Origin of the sequence: Oscillibacter sp. ER4, assembly GCF_000765235.1 — a bacterium.
GTDB lineage: Bacteria > Bacillota > Clostridia > Oscillospirales > Oscillospiraceae > Hominicoprocola > Hominicoprocola fusiformis.
This window is the reverse complement of the sequence record NZ_JPJG01000064.1, coordinates 1-16,303: the sequence shown is the minus strand read 5'-3', so window position 1 is coordinate 16,303 and position 16,303 is coordinate 1. Positions and strand designations below refer to the sequence as shown.

Sequence of the window (16,303 nt, the reverse complement as noted above, 5' to 3'; positions counted from 1 at the left end):
CATCGTGCGCAAAGCCACATTGGGGAATCATACCAAGTTCCTCAATGTGGCTATTTTTTTGCCCATTTCCCGGAAAGGGGGTGATAGATCATGAGGAACGCAAATAAACGGAAAGGAGGCTCATGTGTCATGGTCAGCGTGATTATCATGAAAACGGAGGCAACGTAATGGCAAAGAAACTGGATGCTGAGCAGATCGAGCGTGCCAGACACAAGAGCGAAAAAAGCAGCCGCCGGGAGGAGGAAAAGAGACACATACAGGAGACCATTGCAAAAAACCGCAGTGGTGAGCGCAAAGGCCGTGTGATTATGCCGGAGCGCAAGGAGTATGCGTATCAGGAGGCCGCCAAGGTGCGTGTTGCCGCATACTGCCGTGTCAGCACAGCTGAAGAAGCGCAGGTAGGCAGTTTTGAGATGCAGGTCCAGCACTTCACATCCGTCATAGAAAACAATCCCAATTATGAGCTGGTGAAAATCTATACGGACGAAGGTGTGAGCGGCACCTCTGTGGCCGGTCGAAAGGGTTTCCAAGAGATGATGGCCGATGCCGAAAAAGGCAAAATAGATCTTATTTTGACCAAAAGCATCAGCCGCTTCGGTCGTAACATCGTGGATATCCTGACGGCCCTACGCAAGCTGAGCGACCTGACGCCTCCGGTGGCTGTCAATTTTGAGTCCGAGGGGATCAATACCAGTGACGGCAAAAACAAGCTGGTGATTTCGATCCTTTCGGCTCTGGCAGAGCTTGAAAGCCAGCAAAAGAGCATCGCAATCAAAGAAGGCATACGCTACCGTATGCAGGAGGGCCTGTACAAATTCTCGGTCCGGAACACCATCGGATACTATCGGGATTATTCCGGCAGGATCAAGGTGGAGCCAGCCGAGGCCCGTATTGTGGAATACATCTTCGAGAGCTTTCTGGAAGGTGCGTCTCCGCAGGAAATCGCAGATTCCCTCACAGAACAAGGTATCCGTTCTCCCAAGGGTATGGAACGCTGGCGGCAAGCAACCATCCGCAGTATCCTCTCCAACGAAAAGTACTGTGGTGACGTGCTGTACCAGAAGACCTATTCCAAAGATTATCTGACGCATAAATCCGTAAAGAACCGGGACGTTTTGCCGCAGTATTACTGGGAAAATAACCACACGGCCATCATTGACCGGAAAACGTGGCAAAAGGCCCAAGAGCTGCTTTCCTCCGGGAATTTCGGCAGACGTGGCAAGCCGCTGGCCGCCATGAAAAAGAAATTCGTGGTGGCAAAGGTGAAATCCGGTGTCCTGCGTGGTTTCATGCTGATGGATATGGATTGGACCAAGGAAGAGCGTGATATGGTCATCAAAATCATTGAAAATACGGAGCTTGACCCGAATCAAGCAGAAAGGAGCCAAGACTATGGCTATTGATTTTTCCAAAATTAACCTTGAGGTTATCGACATCAACACGAACGCCGATCCTGATATCTACATCAATCAGAACGGCATCACCTTCAGCAAGCGTGTGCTGGAGGATCTGAACTATCCGCAGAACGTGCAGTACGGTTTTGATCCGGCCCAGCACGTTTTCGCCATCAAAGTCTGCAAGAGCAATGAGGCACGGGCCACCAGTTTCTCCAAGCCTCGTGCGGAGCAGACCACCACGCTCAGCTGCGGCAACAAGAATCTGAAGGAGGTGGTCGTGAAGATGATCCCGGATTACGATCCGAAGAAGCGGTACAAGGTCACCGGCGAGTTTGACACCGAAAACCGTGTGATGTACTTCGATATGACCACAGCGGAGGTCTCGCTGTTCAGGGCTTCGGATAAGTAATCTCTGTTCCCGGACATAAAAAACGGGCCGTATCGATGGGTCACTCCACCGGTACGGCCTTGTTTGTAAAACAAAAGAAAAACGGCCAGACTAAGCTTTCTTTACTCAATCTGACCGTTATTTCTGTTGGACCCGCTTGAAGGCTATCTCACTTGAAATATGGTTGTTTTGCCAAATCCCTAAGTGAAGCCCTCAGAAGAGGCGTTCTTCTTATTTTTGCATAAGTAAAATTTACAGATACTTCTGCATGCCGTCGGTGGCAAGGGCGGGGTCGCCGGAGACGGAGATGGTGAACTTGACGCCGGTGGCGTTGCTGAAGCGCTCGAGCTCGTTCAGGAAATCGTCGGCCGCCTGGTTGCACCCGCCGCCGGTGATCTTGAACAGGTTGTCGATGAAGATGTGGGAAATATCATAATTGCCCGCGTACAGGCCGAACAGGAAGCCGCGCAGGGCCTCGTAGTTGGACAGGTCGTACTCGTAGGCAGAGATCAGACGAACGTGATAGTGCAGGTCAAAGGTCATGGTAGACTTTGCTTCGACGCAAACGACGCTGCCGTTATCCTCCTGCGCAGTGGTATTGATCATTTCGATCAGCTTCTTGGTCTTACCGGTGCCCTTTTCACCCATGATGAGTCTGACCATAGAAATCACTCCTTTCAATAGATCCCCGCCTCTTTTGCGGGGGATGGTCTTTCTGATGGCATCAGCATAGCATAAATGAAACAAATTTGCAATGCTGAATGGAAAGTTTCAGGTTTATTCAAAAAATTCAGCGCAGGCGCTTACGCAGCTCTTCGCCCATTTCCTCGTATCCGGGCTTGCCGAGCAGCGCGAACATATTCTTTTTATAGGCCTCCACGCCCGGCTGGTCGAAGGGGTTGACGCCGAGCAGATAGCCGCTCAGCCCGCAGGCGTATTCAAAGAAGTAAATGAGCTGGCCCATCGTGCGGGCGTTGTTCTCATCGAGGTTCAAAATGATGTTCGGCACGCCGCCCTCGACATGGGCGAGCAGCGTCCCGTCCATGGCCTGACGGTTGATGAAGTCCATCGTCTTTCCCGCAAGGAAGTTGAGTCCGTCGCCATTGACTTCGTCAAAGGGAACGATCATCTGGTGCTCCGCGGGCGCAAAGCGCACAACGGTCTCCATCAGCATGCGCTCGCCCTGCTGGATGTACTGGCCCATCGAGTGCAGGTCGGCGGTGAAGTCTACGCTCGCGGGGAAGAGACCCTTTTCCTCCTTGCCCTCACTCTCGCCGTAGAGCTGCTTCCACCACTCGGCCATGAAGCGGAACGCGGGCTCGAAGCACGCGAGAAGCTCCACCTTCTTGCCCTGACGGTAGAGCTCGTGGCGCATGGCGGCGTACTGCCACGCGGGATTGTTGTAATCGTTTTTCGAGCAGAGCGACATCATCTCCTGCGCGCCGCCCATGAGTTCATCCAGATCAACGCCCGCGACGGCGATGGGGAGAAGGCCCACGGCGGTGAGCACGCTGTAGCGTCCGCCGATGTTGTCGGGCACGACGAATTCCTCGTACCCCTCCTGATCGGCGAGGCTCTTCAAAGCGCCCTTGTGCGCGTCGGTCGTGGCGTAGATGCGCTTCGCGGCTTCGGCCTTGCCGTATTTCTTTTCGAGCTTTTCGCGGAAGAAGCGGAACGCGACGGCGGGTTCGGTCGTCGTGCCTGACTTCGAGATGACGTTGACGGAAAAATCGTCGTCGCCGATGAGCTCTATCACTTCGCGCAGCGCGTCGGAGGAGAGGCCGTTGCCGATAAAGTAGATGTTCGGCGTGGACTTCTTCTTTAAGTTATAGTTCGGGGAGCAGAGGCATTCGATCACGCCGCGCGCGCCGAGATAGCTGCCGCCGATGCCGATGACGACGAGCGCCTTGGAATCGCCCTGAATTTTCTTCGCCGCGGCGAGGATGCGTGCGTACTCGCCTCTGTCATAGTCGCGCGGGAGCGTGACCCAGCCGATGAAATCAGAGCCCTTTCCGCCGCCGTTTTGCAGCCAGCCCGCCGCGCGCTCGAGACGCGGGCGCAGCGCCGCTTCATACGGCAACGGGAGAAACGAAGCGGCATGGGAGATATCAATAGACAGCATAAAAATGGCCTCCTGCGATCAAAAATTCTTGCTTGCATTGTAGCACACGGCAAAAAAAGAAACAAGCGTAAAGCGGGGAAAAGAGGGGAACGGACGTTCGTTTTTTGCGTTTAGCGGGCAGAAACTGTGGAAAGCAGCAAAAAGATGGCTGCTTTACCGATCCATCTTTGTAAAGTGCGTGTATTTACTGTCGAACGTTATTGCGTTATCGTGTTACCACACTAAATCAAACGGCCAAGCGCCGGAACTTACAGGAGGAAGAAACGATGAAAAAATTCTTAGCAATGGCGCTTGCCGCCGTGATGGTACTGGCCCTTGCCGCCTGCGGCAGCAAGAACGACACCGCCGACGATACCGGTGATGCGCAGGACGCGCAGGGCGGCGAGACGCAAAAGCTGATCGTCGGCTTTGATGCCGAGTTCCCGCCGTTCGGCTTCATCGCCGCCGACGGCACGTATGACGGCTTTGACCTCGCAATGGCCAAGGAGCTGTGCGCGCGTCTCGGCTGGGAGTACGAGGCCGTGGCCATCGACTGGAACAGCAAGGACGCCGAGCTCTCCAGCGGCACGATCAACTGCATCTGGAACGGCTTTACCTACACCGGCCGCGAAAATGACTACACGTTCTCCGACCCCTATGTGGATAACTCCATCGTGATGGTCGTGAAGGCCGGCAGCGGTATCACCTCGCTCGCGGACCTCGCCGGTAAGAGCGTGATGGCGCAGGCCGCGTCCTCCGCGGTCGACGCGATCAACGAAAACGAGGACTTCAAGGCGTCGCTCAAGGAGGTCGTGGAGCTCGGCGATTACAACATGGGCTTTATGGACTTAGCCCAGGGCACGGTGGACGCCGTGGCCGCTGACCTCGGCGTTGCGCAGTATCAGATCGCGAACAACGACGGCGACTATGTCATCCTCGACGAGCCCCTCTCCACCGAGCAGTACGCCATCGGCTTTCTCAAGGGCAACACCGAGCTGCGCGACGCGGTGAACGCCGAGCTCCTCAAGATGGCCGAGGACGGCACCATGCTGGAGATCGCGCAGAAGTACGTCGATCAGGGTCTCGTGCTCGACAGCCTGTGCCTTATCAAAAAGTAACGATAAAATCCGTTTTTTACGACGGCGTGTACGTCGAAAAAAACACTCTGCGCGAAGCGTGTGTCGAATCGCTCGACTTTGGCGAGCGACCGAGGCACAAAGCGCAGCGAAAACTACTCAAAAAAGCGGCTTTGCCGCTTTTTTGATATAATTTTTGGAGGAAATCAACATGACTGTATCCACGATGCTTTCGCTATTATCCGAGGGCTTTGTCACATCGCTATTGATCTTTGCGCTGACGCTGCTATTCTCGATGCCGCTGGGCCTTGCGGTGATGTTTGGCCGCCGCAGCAGATTGACGCCGCTGCGCGGCTTCATCAAGGCGTATATCTCCATCATGCGCGGAACGCCGCTGATGCTGCAGCTGATGGTCGTCTTCTACGGGCCGAAGCTCCTGCTTGGCGTCACGGTGCCGGGCAACTGGCGCTTCACGGCGGTCATCGTCGCGTTCGTCATCAACTACGCGGCGTATTTTGCCGAGATCTACCGCGGCGGCATCGAGTCCATCCCGCGCGGGCAGTATGAGGCCGCGCAGGTGCTCGGCTACACCAAGGCACAGACATTTTTCAAGATCATCCTGCCGCAGATGGTCAAGCGCGTCATCCCTGCGGTGACGAACGAGGTCATCACGCTGGTGAAGGACACGTCGCTCGCGTCCGTCATCGGCACGGTGGAGATGTTCACGCGCGCCAAGCAGATCGTTGCCTCGCCGAATACGCCGGGCATGCTGGCGCTGGTGGCGGCGGGTGTCTTCTACTATGTCTTCAACTATGTGGTCGCCTTCGCCATGGAAAAATGGGAGCAGGTGCTGCGCTATTACCGCTAAAGGGAGGGGAGAGCAATGGCAGTTTTTGAAATGCGGAACGCCAGAAAGGCGTTCGGCTTGCTCGAAGTCTTAAAGGGCGTGTCGCTCAAGGTGGAAAAGGGCGAGGTCGTGTCGATCATCGGTCCCTCGGGCGGCGGCAAGTCGACGATGCTGCGCTGCGCGACGCTGCTTGAAACGATGGATTCCGGCACGCTCGCGTATGGCGAAAACGTCGCCGCGCGCGAGGAAAACGGCAAAAGCGTCTACGCCGGAAAAGCCGCGCTCGCGCAGGTGCGGCGGCAGTTCGGGCTGGTGTTCCAGCAGTTTGACCTCTTCCCGCACTACACAGTGCTGAAAAACGTCTGCGACGCGCCGATCTCGGTGCAGAAGCGAGATAAAGCCGAGGTCGAGGCCGAGGCGATGGCGCTGCTCGACAAAATGGGACTAAAAGGCAAGGAAAACGCCTATCCCTATCAGCTCTCGGGCGGGCAGCAGCAGCGCGTGGCCATCGCCCGCGCGCTCGCGATGAAGCCGGAAATTCTCTTTTTCGACGAGCCGACCTCCGCGCTCGATCCGCTTTTGACCGGCGAGGTGCTGCGCGTCATCCGCTCTCTTGCCGATGAGCACATGACCATGGTCATCGTGACGCACGAGATGCCCTTTGCCCGCGCCGTGAGCGACCGCGTCGTGTTTTTAGACGGCGGCGTCATCGTGGAGCAGGGCAGCCCCGAGCAGGTCTTCGAAAACCCGCAGCAGGAGCGGACGAGAGAGTTCTTGAAATCGTACCGCGAGACGAGCGGCGCTCAGGCGTAGTAATTCACGAGCAGGTCGACGACCGCGCCGTAGCTCTGCGTGCCGAGCTCATCGCCGTAGGATTTGATCATCTTATCGTTGAGCGACTGGGTGACGGTGGCCGTGAGGCCCTTGTACTGCGCCCAGTAGGCGCTGTTGCAGCGCAGATCGAGCACGATCTCGTCGGGTAAGCTGTCGCGAATCTGCTGCCATGCGTCGGGGTCGACGCGGTACAGCGCGTTGCCGAGGTGAATGTAGCCGAGCATCCAGCCCGCATAGTTGTAGTTTGCGTCGTCGCAGCGCGTGCAGGCGAGGACCGCAAGGAAGTTGCTCTGCTGCTCGGACGTGATGCCGCGCTGATGCGAGAGCTCGTGCGCGCAGGTCGAGGCCAGCAGCATCGCGGGCGAGTCCATGTTCACGTTTGACTCGCCCGTGAACGGAAAGTAGAAGCCCGTGAAGTTCATCGCGCTCATGATCTTCGAAAAGAAAATGCCCTTGGGCTTCTGGTCCGGCATGTCGAGGAACGGAAATTCGCCGTACAGGCAGTCGTACACCGTGTCGGCGTAGTTAAGAATCTCCTGCCGGTCGGCGGTGAAGAGGCCGTTTTCGTCGCGCGCGATGTGCATCGACGCCTCGGCGAGATGGTCCGCGAAATACTGCGTGACGCGCACTAAGTCTTCATACGTGACGGGCTCGGGCGAAAGGCCGCTTCTGTCGCAGAAGTCGTCCGCGTAATAGTTCGCGCCCCAGAGAAGCGAGAACGCGGCGCAGACCGTGAGAAACAAATCGAGCACGAAGAGCGCGCAGCGGTACGCGGCGCGCCCTTTTTGGCGCGACTTTATAAGATAGCGTACCATCAGCACGAGCAGCATGACCGCCGTGACCGCCGCGAGCACATACAAAAGCTCCGCGACCGAAAACGGCAGCGCCGCGCACGCGCGGCCCAGAAACTGCTCGAAGGGCAGCGTGACCGAATAGACCCAGAAATTGACGGCCGCGCGGTTTCCACGGAAAAGATAGAAAAGCACAAGGACTGCGCCGCAGGCGAAAAGCCAGCGGTGCAGTCCTTTGTTGTCACGGTACAGGGTTTTCATGGGGAGATCAGTCCTTTTTTTCATCCGGAGAGGCGAGCGGCGCGGGGGCGAACATCGCGTCGTCCGTCACGCCCTTTTTCGTGAGGCTGCGGTTCGTGAACCAGTTCACAAGCGAGCTGATGCACGCGAAGATCGGAACGCCGAGGAACATACCCAGCACGCCGCCGAAGCCGCCGCCGACCACGATGGCCACGATGACCCAGAAGCTCGAAATGCCGGTGGATTTGCCGAGGATCTTCGGCCCTAGAATATTGCCGTCAAACTGCTGCAATGCGATGATGAAGAGAATGAAATAAAGGCACTGCTTGGGGCTGACGAGCAGGATGAGGAATGCGCTCGGAATGGCGCCGAGAAACGGGCCGAAGATCGGAATGATGTTCGTCACGCCCACGAACACCGAAATAATTGGCGTATACGGGAACTTGAGGATCGAGCAGCAGATGAAGCAGAGGATGCCGATGATGAGCGAGTCGAGCAGCTTTCCGCGCACGAAGCCGCTGAAGATACGGTCAGCCTCGGCCACGGCGCGCAGCGTGCGGCGGTACGGCGTTTCGGGCAGAATGGCGTAGAGGATCTTCTTCGACTGCTTGGCAAAGCTCTCCTTGCGCGCGAGCAGATAGACCGAGATCATCATGCCGATGAGAAGGTTCTTGAGGAAGATGACGACGCTCCAGATGCCGCCGGTCACGGCGACGATCGCGACCTGCGCCTGCGGGATGACCGTGTCGGTGACCCACTTGACGAGCTTATCGTAGTAGCCGTTGAGTGCGGAGAGCAGCTGGTCGGAGTAGATGTCGTCAGAGAAGATCGTCTGATTCTCCACAAGGCTGTTGACCCAGTTGTAGACGGTTTTATAATAGCTTTCAAAGTTGTCGGCCAGTGTCTTCGTGCTGTCGACCAGCTCGGGGATGAGGATGCTGAACATCAGGTAGATGAGGGCGATGACGCAGATCCACGTGACGAGGATGCTCAGCCCCCGGACGAGCGAGGACTTGACCTTCGGCAGCCCCTTTTGGATATACCGGTCGAAAAAGTCGACGATGGGGGCGAGAAGGTACGCGAACACAAGGCCGTAGATGACCGGCGAGAGCACGCTCATCAGCTTGTCGAAAAAGTCCAGCAGCACGCGGGACTGGAAAAACGTGTCGTAAAACATCAGCACCGCGCAGGCCGAGACGATCAGCGTTACGCCGAGGTGAAGATAGGTTTTGTTCTGCTTCATGGGCTCCCCCTTTTTTTGGGTAAAATGCGTTAAATGACTGCTAAAAAGATACCAAAAACAGCTTACTATTTTTTGCTGGGAATTGCAACCGCTCATTTCGTGTGTTATGATAATCTTTACTCTCTGTTAATGAAGATGAACAGAACTTGACTTTTTTGGCAGAGGGTGATTTTGACCGACAGGGCGCAGGGTGCTTTGCCGGTCTGATGCTGTGAAGAGCAAACGAGGAGGAACCCATGGACGACAAAAAGCTGCTCTTTATCGTCAATCCCCGCGCGGGAAAGACCAAATCCCTCGCGCCGCTGTTTGACGCCGCCGCGATCTATTCCGAGGCGGGCTATCTCGTCTCCGTGCGAAAGACCACGCACCGCGGAGAAGCGACGGAGCTCGCCGAATCGCTCGGGCCGGAATTCGACGTCGTCGTCTGCCACGGCGGCGACGGCACGCTCAACGAAACGGTGAACGGTGTGATGCGCATTCCGCGAGAATACCGCCCGCTCGTGAGCTATCTGCCCGGCGGCAGCACGAACGACTTTGCCGCGAGCCTGAATATCTCGTCGAACCCCGCCGAGGCGGCGGCCTCCGCCATGCGCATGAAGCCGAGATCTCTCGATGTGGGCAAATTCGGCGAGCGGAACTTCGTCTATGTCGCGTCGTTCGGCGCGTTCACAAAAACGACCTACACCGTCCAGCAGGATATCAAGAATATGTTCGGGCACTTTGCCTACTTACTCGAGGGCGTCAAGAATCTCGACACGCTCTGCCCGTACCGCATGAAGATCACGGCGGACGGCGAGGTCTTCGATGGGGAATACCTCTTCGGTGCGATCAGCAATTCGACGTCGATCGCGGGGCTGATGAAGCTCTCGCCCGACGAGGTGTCGTTCGACGACGGCAAGTTCGAGCTGCTGCTCGTGCCCGTGCCGAGAACGCCGGCTGCGATGCAGGCGCTCATTTTAGCGCTCATCAACAAGGACTACTACGACTCCGAGGGGCTCATCTTCCGCCATGTCAAGCACGTGACGGCGGAGACGGCCGAGGACATTCCCTGGACGCTCGACGGCGAGTACGACCCCGGCGCGCCGGTCGTGGAGATCGGGATCGAGGATAATGGGGTCACGATGCTATTATGACTTCAAAAAAGAGAGGCTGGCCTATGGGCCAGCCTCTCTTTTTTGAGGGGGTTGCACTGCGCTTCGTGCCTTGACGCCCGTAGGGCGTCTGCGACACGCGCTCCGTGAGAAGTGTTTTTTCTGACGCACATGAAAATCGGCGAAGCGCCGCTAGTGGCGGATGAAGCGAGCCGGTTTCGAGGAAGTGGCACGATTGGCGCGCCCGAAAGGGCGTGGAAATCGTAATGCCACGACGGTGACGTCAGAAAAAACGATTGAAATTTATTTGCGCCGTGCGCGGCGCTTGGGCAGCCGTTAGCAGCTCTGCTGCTTTACGGATGCTGCATACCCCTTGCGGGTAAAAGTCTGCGACGCTGGCGCCTGTTTTCTGCCCGTGAGGGCAGAAAATGCGGCGGGAGGTGGATGGGAGATGGTGCGCCGATTTGAGTGCGGGGGCCTGTTCGCTGCCGTAAGGCAGCTAATGCGGCAAGGGAAGGGCCGGAAGGCCGTAAAGGCGGTGCGGTAAACATTATTTTGAACGGGTGATTGGCGGGCGCGGTGCTTGACAAGGCGGCGGGGGTTGATATATCCTTTACTGATAATGAAAACAGGGGCGGGGTGCGGTACAGGGCTGCGCTTGGGCTCCTGATGGGTGTAGAAAGGACACGGCAGATGATGAAGATCGGCTTTATCGGCACAGGAAATATGGGCGGCGCGCTGGCGAGCGCGGCGGCCAGAAGCGGCGAGGTGGAGGTGCTGCTCGCCAACCGCACGAAGGCAAAGGCGGAGACGCTCGCGGAGCGCATCGGGGCCGTTGTGAGCAGGAACGAGATCATCGCGCGCGAGGCGGACCACATCTTCCTCGGCGTGAAGCCGCAGATGATCGTGGACGTGCTCAAGGGCATCGCCCCGGCGCTCAAGGAGCGCAAGAGCGCGCCGGTGCTCATCAGCATGGTCACGGGACCGGACATCGCGCGCATTCAGGAGCTTGCGGGCGGGGACTATCCCGTCATCCGCATCATGCCGAACATGCCCGCCGCCGTGGGCGAGGGCGTGATCTTCTATGCGTGCAGCGGCAACTGCGACAAGGCGCAGCAGGAGGCATTTTTGCGCTACATGGCGCCCGCGGGCAAGCTCTTCCCGCTGGCGGAGGAGCTGCATGCCGCGGGTTCGGCGGTCGCGGGCTGCGGCCCGGCCTTTGCCGCGATCTTCTTAGAGTCGATGGCCGACGGCGGCGTCGCGTGCGGTCTGCCGCGCGCGTCGGCGATCCAGTATGCCGCGCAGATGATGCTCGGCACGGCGAAAATGGTGCTCGAGACGGGCCAGCACCCCGGCGTGCTCAAGGACAGCGTTTGCTCGCCCGCGGGCTCGACGATCCAGGGCGTGCAGACGCTCGAAAAGTGCGGCATGCGCGCGGCGGTGTTTGACGCCGTGACCGTGGCCTACGAGAAAAACGTCGAGCTCAAAAAGGCGAGCGACTGAGTCTGCGGCGGAAAGGTATCTTTCCTGCGCGGCAGGCATAGTTTGCTGTGCGGGTATTTCCAGTTTTTTGCAAAAAGTGAGGAATAGATCCTATGGCAGCGATCTCTCAACAGCTCACCGATATCACGGTGCTCTCGATCGTGGTGCGCATCCTGCTCTCCACGTTCTGCGCGGGCACGCTCGGCTTTGAGCGCGAGCGGCACAATCAGGCGGCGGGCTTTCGGACGTATATCATCGTGAGCGATGCTTCGGCGCTCGTGATGATGACGAATATCTTTGTTGCCGGCATCGGCGAGACGGACCTTGTGCGCATGTCGGCCTCGGTCATCACGGGGCTGGGCTTTCTCGGCGCGGGCACGATCTTAGTGACGCGCAATCAGGAGGTGCGCGGCCTGACGACCGCGGCGGGCCTGTGGGCGGTCGCCATCATCGGCACGGCGTTCGGCGCGGGTTTTTACGCGGGCGGCATCATCTGCTATGCGTTCATCTTCCTTGCGATGCAAGTGCTGCGGCGCGTGGACCTTCGCATCCGCAAGACGCAGCGCGTCTCCACTGTGTATTTCGAGATGGAGAAAAAGAGCACGGTCGGCCAGATCATCCGCCAGGTAAAGGGCCACGGACACTACATTTGGGACCTGAACCTCTTCAGCGAGACGCAGGAGAAGAGCGGCGGCCCCGTGTGCGGCACGTTCACCCTCTGGGTGAACGGCAAAACGACGCTGGACGAGGAGATCCAGGCGCTTGAAGCGCTCGACGGCGTCAGCTATATGACGCTGATGTGAAAACGGAAAAGCAAAAAACGGCGCGGGAGACCGCGCCGTTTTTCTTTGCTGTGGAAAAGTCGGGGAACGTCTCACGCCGCCTTGCGGTTGCGCGCGAGGCTGATAAAATAGCATCCCGCCACGGCCAGATAGACGAGTACCGAGCCGAGGCCGCGCCCCTCCCGCAGATAAGAGCCCCAGAGCATCAGAACGCAGTATTCCTCTGCCTGCGAGTTGATGGCATAGTCGCCCATGGTGGCCAGGAAAATGAGCGCGGACAAAATCGTGTAGGCGACCGTAAACGGCGCAAGATAGGACCTTTTGCAGTACAGCGTCAGCCAGAGCAGAACGAGCGCGATCGAGGCGCAGGCGATGCTCTGGAAAAACAGCAGCGCCCCGAGGCGCGAGTCCTTTGCAAGGAGCACAAGACTGTAAAAGGTGGCGTCCCCGGTCACTTTCCGCAAGAAACCGCTGCCAGTCGTATTCTGATGTACCCAGTCGATCAGGGGCGAGCCGCCCTCGAAACCGAGGAGCGGTAGCTGCGCGCGGAGTGCGAATGCAAAGAAAAGCGGGATCAAAAGCGCGAGGAAGAGCGCGGCGAACAAAAGTCTTTTGCGCGGCTGTGTGGATATCTGCATGGTGTTATCCTCCCTGTATGAATTTTCCACTCGGCGCTTCGCCGCCCCGGCAGAGAGCGGCGGCGAAGCATCGGCTTTTATCTTAATTAGACGTAAAAAAGCGCGCATTTTTCGCCTTTTGGAGAAAAAACTGCAAGTTCGGCGCTTCGACTAAATCCGCGCGGGCTGTTCTGTGCAAAGCGGACGACGATTTTTTGCAGAAGATGGGATTTTGCACACGGGCGGTGAAAGCGCGGTGTTTGCGCCGCCTTTATACACCTTGTTAAGAAAAAGCCGCGCAGCGGGGCGGAATCCCGCCCGTTCGTCGATTGACAGGGGAAAGTGCGCGCCGTACAATGAAAATTAACACACAAAGAGAGGAAAAATCATGAAATATGTCAAGGAGTTCGGCATCATCCTCATCGTCTCGCTTGTTGGGGAGCTGCTGAATTATTTTCTGCCTCTGCCCGTTCCGGCGAGCATCTACGGCCTTGTGCTGATGTTTCTCTGCCTGATGCTCGGCATCATCAAGCTCAGTGATGTGCACGACACGGCCTGCTTTCTCATTGAGATCATGCCCATCATGTTCATTCCGCCCGCCGTGGGGCTGATGGCTTCGTGGGACGTCATTCAGGCGAATCTTGTCGCCTATCTCGTCATTGCCGCGGTGACAACGATCGTCGTTATGGCCGTGTCCGGCCTTGTGACGCAGGCGGTACTCAAAAAGGGCAAGAAGGGGGCGGAGAAGAAATGACATTTTTTGAACAGTCCGTCTTTTTCGGCGTCTCTGTCAGTCTTGCTGCCTACGGCATCGGCGTGCTGCTGCAAAAAAAGTTCAAGTTCGCACTCTTCAACCCGCTGCTCATCTCGGTGGTGCTGACCATTGCGGTGCTTTTGACGGCGCACATCAGCTACGACACGTTCTACGAGGGCGCGAAGTATTTGAGCTACCTGCTCACGCCCGCGACCGTGTGCCTCGCCGTGCCGCTTTATGAAAAGCTATCGCTTCTGAAGAGCAACTGGAAGGCCATCTTCGCCGGTATTCTCTCCGGCGTTATCACGACGCTTTGCAGCGTGTTTGTGATGAGCAAGCTCTTTCATCTTACACACGAGGAATACGTGACGCTTCTGCCTAAGTCCATCACGACGGCCATCGGCATGGGCGTTTCCGAAGAGCTCGGCGGCTACGTGACGCTGACGGTCGCCATGATCATCATCACCGGCATTTTCGGCAACGTGATCGCAGTTTCGGTGTGCAGGCTTTTCCGCATCACCGACCCCATCGCCAAGGGCGTGGGTATTGGCTCGGCCGCGCACGCGCTGGGCACGGCCAAGGCGCTCGAGATCGGCGAGGTCGAGGGCGCGATGAGCAGCCTGTCCATCGTCGTGGCGGGCCTTCTTACGGTCGTCGGCGCGTCGATCTTCGCAAACTTCATGTGAAAAAAGGAGCATTCGAAAGAATGCTCCTTTTTTTGCGCAGTTCCCCCGCGGTGTGCGCAAAATTTGCATTTCTCAAAATGGGGATTTGACATAGCGAACAAAACGTTATAAATGTGGGAAGAAAGAACAGAAAAGCAGCCGGTGCGAGCATTCGTGCCGCGACTGCAAAGGATACGCATTAGGAGGCATTGCAATGAACAGAGCAGAACAGGCGGAAAAGACCACAAAGGCGCTGTACGGCGGAGCGTCCGCACTCGGCGTCACCGACCCCGAGTTTGCCGCCATCAAGGAGCGGCTCATCTACGGCGAGGTTTACGCGGAGGAAAAGCTCAGCGCCAGACTGCGCGAGCTGGTCATTTTGGTCGTGGCGACGACGAATCAGACGATGAACGAGGTCAAGCGCCACATCGCCGCGGCGCTCGCGTGCGGCGTGAAGCCTGAGGAGATCAAGGAGGCCGTCTACCACTGCGCGCCGTACATCGGCCTCGGCAAGGCGGAAAACACCGTGAACGCGGTGAACGCCGTGTTCGCCGAAAAGGGCATCGTCCTGCCGCTCACGAGCGGCCAGACCGTGACGGAGGAGAGCCGCCTTTTAGATGGCATCGCGGCGCAGAAGTCGATCTTCGGCGACCACATCGACGCGATGCGCGCCGCCGCGCCGGAGAACCAGAAGAACATTCAGGACTATCTCTCCGCCTACTGCTTCGGCGATTTTTATACGAGAAAGTTTTTGACCATCCACGAGCGCGAGCTGCTGACGTTCTCGATCCTCGCTTCTCAGGGCGGCTGCGAAGGGCAGGTCAAGGCCCACGTCGGCGGGAACGCCACCGTCGGCAACGGGAAGGAGGTCCTGCTCGCGGCGCTCACGGTGTGCCTGCCGTATATCGGCTTCCCGCGCACGCTCAACGCGCTTTCCTGCATCAACGAGGTCCTTCCGGAAGCGAAACAGTGAGAAATTTCAACAGATAGGAGTGCAGTAGAATGAAAACCTTAGTTGCCTATTTTTCCGCCAGCGGCCAGACCGCGAAGCTTGCCAAGACCCTTGCCAGTGTGACCGGCGGCGACCTCTTCGAGATCGCGCCCGAGACGGCCTACACCGCTGCCGATTTGGACTGGATGGATAAAAAGAGCCGCAGCACCATCGAGATGAAGGACCCCAAGAGCCGCCCCGCCATCGCGGGCAAGGTCGCGGATATGGCGCAGTACGACACGGTGTTCGTGGGCTTTCCCATCTGGTGGTATCAGGCCCCGCGCATCATCGAGACGTTCCTCGAAAGCTACGACTTTTCGGGCAAGACCGTCATCCCCTTTGCCACCTCCGGCGGCAGCGGCATGGGCGGCGAGGACGTTTTGAGATCCGCTTGCTCGAAGGGGACAAAGTGGCTCCCCGGCAAGCGCCTGAGCAGCCGCGAGAGCATGGCAAGCGTGCAGAAATGGGTCGAGAGCCTGGGGCAGTAAACAAAAAAAGCGGCCCAAGTGAACCTTTGAGCCGTCTGCGGAAAAACAAAAAAGCGTGCCAAGCGGCGCGTCACAAGTGTTTTCGCTGTGCGAAAACCTTGGTGCACAAGCAATTCATTTGTTTGTGCGCTGTTAAATGTCCCACGGATACCAAAACCGGCGCATTTGCGCCGTGCAAGCATTTTGCGCAGCAAAATCTTGGCGGAGGTGGGATTCACTTCCACCGAGCATTTTAATTACCCTTGGGGTGAACGAATGAAATGAGTGAACCCAAAAAATAAGAGACACGCTTTCGCGTGTCTCTTATTTTTTGGAAAAGGTATCGCGTTTTGATAGAAAAACGGTTAGGGGGGTGCACCGTCTGTTCAGGGGGGTGCATTTCGATTTAGGGGGTGCGGTTATCCTGCGTTGGGGGGTGCTTTTTCTTAGGGTGTATCTGAAAAGTCAAAAATAGCGAAGCGTACAAGAAAAAGACACAAATGAGTGGTAAGACAAAGGCAGAAAGAAGTGACAAGC

At 57.4% G+C, this 16,303-nt stretch carries 17 protein-coding genes; 12 read left to right on the top strand and 5 right to left on the bottom strand.

Going from position 1 to position 16,303, the window contains the following annotated elements; all coding sequences use genetic code 11:
* The first annotated feature begins 167 nt into the window (after positions 1-167).
* Positions 168-1,403, top strand: a complete 1,236-nt coding sequence (locus NI20_RS0110555) for a recombinase family protein (protein WP_052084599.1) — start codon at positions 168-170, stop codon at positions 1,401-1,403.
* Positions 1,393-1,806, top strand: coding sequence for a hypothetical protein (locus NI20_RS0110550; protein WP_033121368.1), 414 nt, complete (start codon positions 1,393-1,395; stop codon positions 1,804-1,806). Before NI20_RS0110555 ends, NI20_RS0110550 begins: the two co-directional genes overlap by 11 nt.
* A gap of 231 nt (positions 1,807-2,037) precedes the next feature.
* Here NI20_RS0110550 and NI20_RS0110545 read toward each other — a convergent pair whose 3' ends face one another.
* Positions 2,038-2,448, bottom strand: a complete 411-nt coding sequence (locus NI20_RS0110545; protein WP_033121367.1) for an ATP-binding protein — start codon at positions 2,446-2,448, stop codon at positions 2,038-2,040.
* 127 nt (positions 2,449-2,575) lie between these two features.
* Positions 2,576-3,907 (bottom strand): glucose-6-phosphate isomerase, encoded by a 1,332-nt coding sequence (locus NI20_RS0110540; RefSeq protein ID WP_033121366.1) that lies wholly within the window; start codon positions 3,905-3,907, stop codon positions 2,576-2,578.
* Between the two features lie 266 nt (positions 3,908-4,173).
* Between NI20_RS0110540 and NI20_RS0110535 the strand changes: the two genes are divergently transcribed.
* From NI20_RS0110535 to NI20_RS0110525, 3 genes are all read left to right on the top strand, one after another.
* Entirely contained in the window at positions 4,174-5,004 is an 831-nt protein-coding gene (locus tag NI20_RS0110535) for an amino acid ABC transporter substrate-binding protein (RefSeq protein WP_033121365.1), read from the top strand.
* 169 nt (positions 5,005-5,173) lie between these two features.
* Positions 5,174-5,830: an amino acid ABC transporter permease gene (locus NI20_RS0110530; protein ID WP_033121364.1), complete on the top strand. Its 657-nt coding sequence runs from the start codon at positions 5,174-5,176 to the stop codon at positions 5,828-5,830.
* A 15-nt stretch (positions 5,831-5,845) separates the two neighbouring features.
* Positions 5,846-6,622: an amino acid ABC transporter ATP-binding protein gene (locus NI20_RS0110525; protein ID WP_033121363.1), complete on the top strand. Its 777-nt coding sequence runs from the start codon at positions 5,846-5,848 to the stop codon at positions 6,620-6,622.
* Here the strand turns inward: NI20_RS0110525 and NI20_RS0110520 are convergent.
* Together NI20_RS0110520 and NI20_RS0110515 are read right to left on the bottom strand one after the other, a co-directional pair.
* Entirely contained in the window at positions 6,613-7,695 is a 1,083-nt protein-coding gene (locus NI20_RS0110520) for a DUF3810 domain-containing protein (RefSeq protein ID WP_033121362.1), read from the bottom strand. The two genes, NI20_RS0110525 and NI20_RS0110520, sit on opposite strands and share 10 nt — an antisense overlap.
* A 7-nt stretch (positions 7,696-7,702) precedes the next feature.
* Entirely contained in the window at positions 7,703-8,917 is a 1,215-nt protein-coding gene (locus NI20_RS0110515; RefSeq protein WP_052084598.1) for an AI-2E family transporter, read from the bottom strand.
* 236 nt (positions 8,918-9,153) lie between these two features.
* Between NI20_RS0110515 and NI20_RS0110510 the strand changes: the two genes are divergently transcribed.
* The 3 genes from NI20_RS0110510 to NI20_RS0110500 all read left to right on the top strand — a co-directional run bounded on the left by NI20_RS0110510 (position 9,154) and on the right by NI20_RS0110500 (position 12,293).
* Entirely contained in the window at positions 9,154-10,050 is an 897-nt protein-coding gene (locus NI20_RS0110510; protein ID WP_033121361.1) for a diacylglycerol kinase family protein, read from the top strand.
* Between the two features lie 651 nt (positions 10,051-10,701).
* Positions 10,702-11,511: a pyrroline-5-carboxylate reductase gene (gene proC / locus NI20_RS0110505; protein WP_033121360.1), complete on the top strand. Its 810-nt coding sequence runs from the start codon at positions 10,702-10,704 to the stop codon at positions 11,509-11,511.
* 92 nt (positions 11,512-11,603) lie between these two features.
* Entirely contained in the window at positions 11,604-12,293 is a 690-nt protein-coding gene (locus NI20_RS0110500; RefSeq protein ID WP_033121359.1) for an MgtC/SapB family protein, read from the top strand.
* Between the two features lie 71 nt (positions 12,294-12,364).
* On the opposite strand, the gene NI20_RS0110495 is transcribed toward NI20_RS0110500, so the two are convergent.
* Positions 12,365-12,910: a hypothetical protein gene (locus NI20_RS0110495; protein WP_033121358.1), complete on the bottom strand. Its 546-nt coding sequence runs from the start codon at positions 12,908-12,910 to the stop codon at positions 12,365-12,367.
* A gap of 367 nt (positions 12,911-13,277) precedes the next feature.
* On the opposite strand from NI20_RS0110495, the gene NI20_RS0110490 reads away from it, so the two are divergent.
* From NI20_RS0110490 to NI20_RS0110475, 4 genes are all read left to right on the top strand, one after another.
* Positions 13,278-13,643 carry a CidA/LrgA family protein gene (locus tag NI20_RS0110490; RefSeq protein WP_033121357.1) on the top strand — a complete coding sequence of 122 codons (366 nt, stop codon included), beginning with the start codon at positions 13,278-13,280 and terminating at the stop codon, positions 13,641-13,643.
* Positions 13,640-14,329: an LrgB family protein gene (locus tag NI20_RS0110485; protein WP_033121356.1), complete on the top strand. Its 690-nt coding sequence runs from the start codon at positions 13,640-13,642 to the stop codon at positions 14,327-14,329. Before NI20_RS0110490 ends, NI20_RS0110485 begins: the two co-directional genes overlap by 4 nt.
* A 193-nt stretch (positions 14,330-14,522) precedes the next feature.
* Positions 14,523-15,281, top strand: a complete 759-nt coding sequence (locus NI20_RS0110480) for a carboxymuconolactone decarboxylase family protein (RefSeq protein ID WP_033121355.1) — start codon at positions 14,523-14,525, stop codon at positions 15,279-15,281.
* Positions 15,282-15,310: 29 nt separating this feature from the next.
* Positions 15,311-15,787, top strand: coding sequence for a flavodoxin (locus NI20_RS0110475; protein WP_033121354.1), 477 nt, complete (start codon positions 15,311-15,313; stop codon positions 15,785-15,787).
* Positions 15,788-16,303 lie beyond the last annotated feature (516 nt).

What these genes read in the sequence shown, in the direction of transcription:
- NI20_RS0110495 (WP_033121358.1), bottom strand. Translation starts at nt 12,910, where the DNA reads ATGCAGATATCCACACAGCCGCGCAAAAGACTTTTGTTCGCCGCGCTC.
- NI20_RS0110525 (WP_033121363.1), top strand. Translation starts at nt 5,846, where the DNA reads ATGGCAGTTTTTGAAATGCGGAACGCCAGAAAGGCGTTCGGCTTGCTC.
- NI20_RS0110510 (WP_033121361.1), top strand. Translation starts at nt 9,154, where the DNA reads ATGGACGACAAAAAGCTGCTCTTTATCGTCAATCCCCGCGCGGGAAAG.
- NI20_RS0110545 (WP_033121367.1), bottom strand. Translation starts at nt 2,448, where the DNA reads ATGGTCAGACTCATCATGGGTGAAAAGGGCACCGGTAAGACCAAGAAG.
- NI20_RS0110550 (WP_033121368.1), top strand. Translation starts at nt 1,393, where the DNA reads ATGGCTATTGATTTTTCCAAAATTAACCTTGAGGTTATCGACATCAAC.
- NI20_RS0110520 (WP_033121362.1), bottom strand. Translation starts at nt 7,695, where the DNA reads ATGAAAACCCTGTACCGTGACAACAAAGGACTGCACCGCTGGCTTTTC.
- NI20_RS0110535 (WP_033121365.1), top strand. Translation starts at nt 4,174, where the DNA reads ATGAAAAAATTCTTAGCAATGGCGCTTGCCGCCGTGATGGTACTGGCC.
- NI20_RS0110555 (WP_052084599.1), top strand. Translation starts at nt 168, where the DNA reads ATGGCAAAGAAACTGGATGCTGAGCAGATCGAGCGTGCCAGACACAAG.
- proC (WP_033121360.1), top strand. Translation starts at nt 10,702, where the DNA reads ATGATGAAGATCGGCTTTATCGGCACAGGAAATATGGGCGGCGCGCTG.
- NI20_RS0110490 (WP_033121357.1), top strand. Translation starts at nt 13,278, where the DNA reads ATGAAATATGTCAAGGAGTTCGGCATCATCCTCATCGTCTCGCTTGTT.
- NI20_RS0110530 (WP_033121364.1), top strand. Translation starts at nt 5,174, where the DNA reads ATGACTGTATCCACGATGCTTTCGCTATTATCCGAGGGCTTTGTCACA.
- NI20_RS0110475 (WP_033121354.1), top strand. Translation starts at nt 15,311, where the DNA reads ATGAAAACCTTAGTTGCCTATTTTTCCGCCAGCGGCCAGACCGCGAAG.
- NI20_RS0110540 (WP_033121366.1), bottom strand. Translation starts at nt 3,907, where the DNA reads ATGCTGTCTATTGATATCTCCCATGCCGCTTCGTTTCTCCCGTTGCCG.
- NI20_RS0110515 (WP_052084598.1), bottom strand. Translation starts at nt 8,917, where the DNA reads ATGAAGCAGAACAAAACCTATCTTCACCTCGGCGTAACGCTGATCGTC.
- NI20_RS0110480 (WP_033121355.1), top strand. Translation starts at nt 14,523, where the DNA reads ATGAACAGAGCAGAACAGGCGGAAAAGACCACAAAGGCGCTGTACGGC.
- NI20_RS0110485 (WP_033121356.1), top strand. Translation starts at nt 13,640, where the DNA reads ATGACATTTTTTGAACAGTCCGTCTTTTTCGGCGTCTCTGTCAGTCTT.
- NI20_RS0110500 (WP_033121359.1), top strand. Translation starts at nt 11,604, where the DNA reads ATGGCAGCGATCTCTCAACAGCTCACCGATATCACGGTGCTCTCGATC.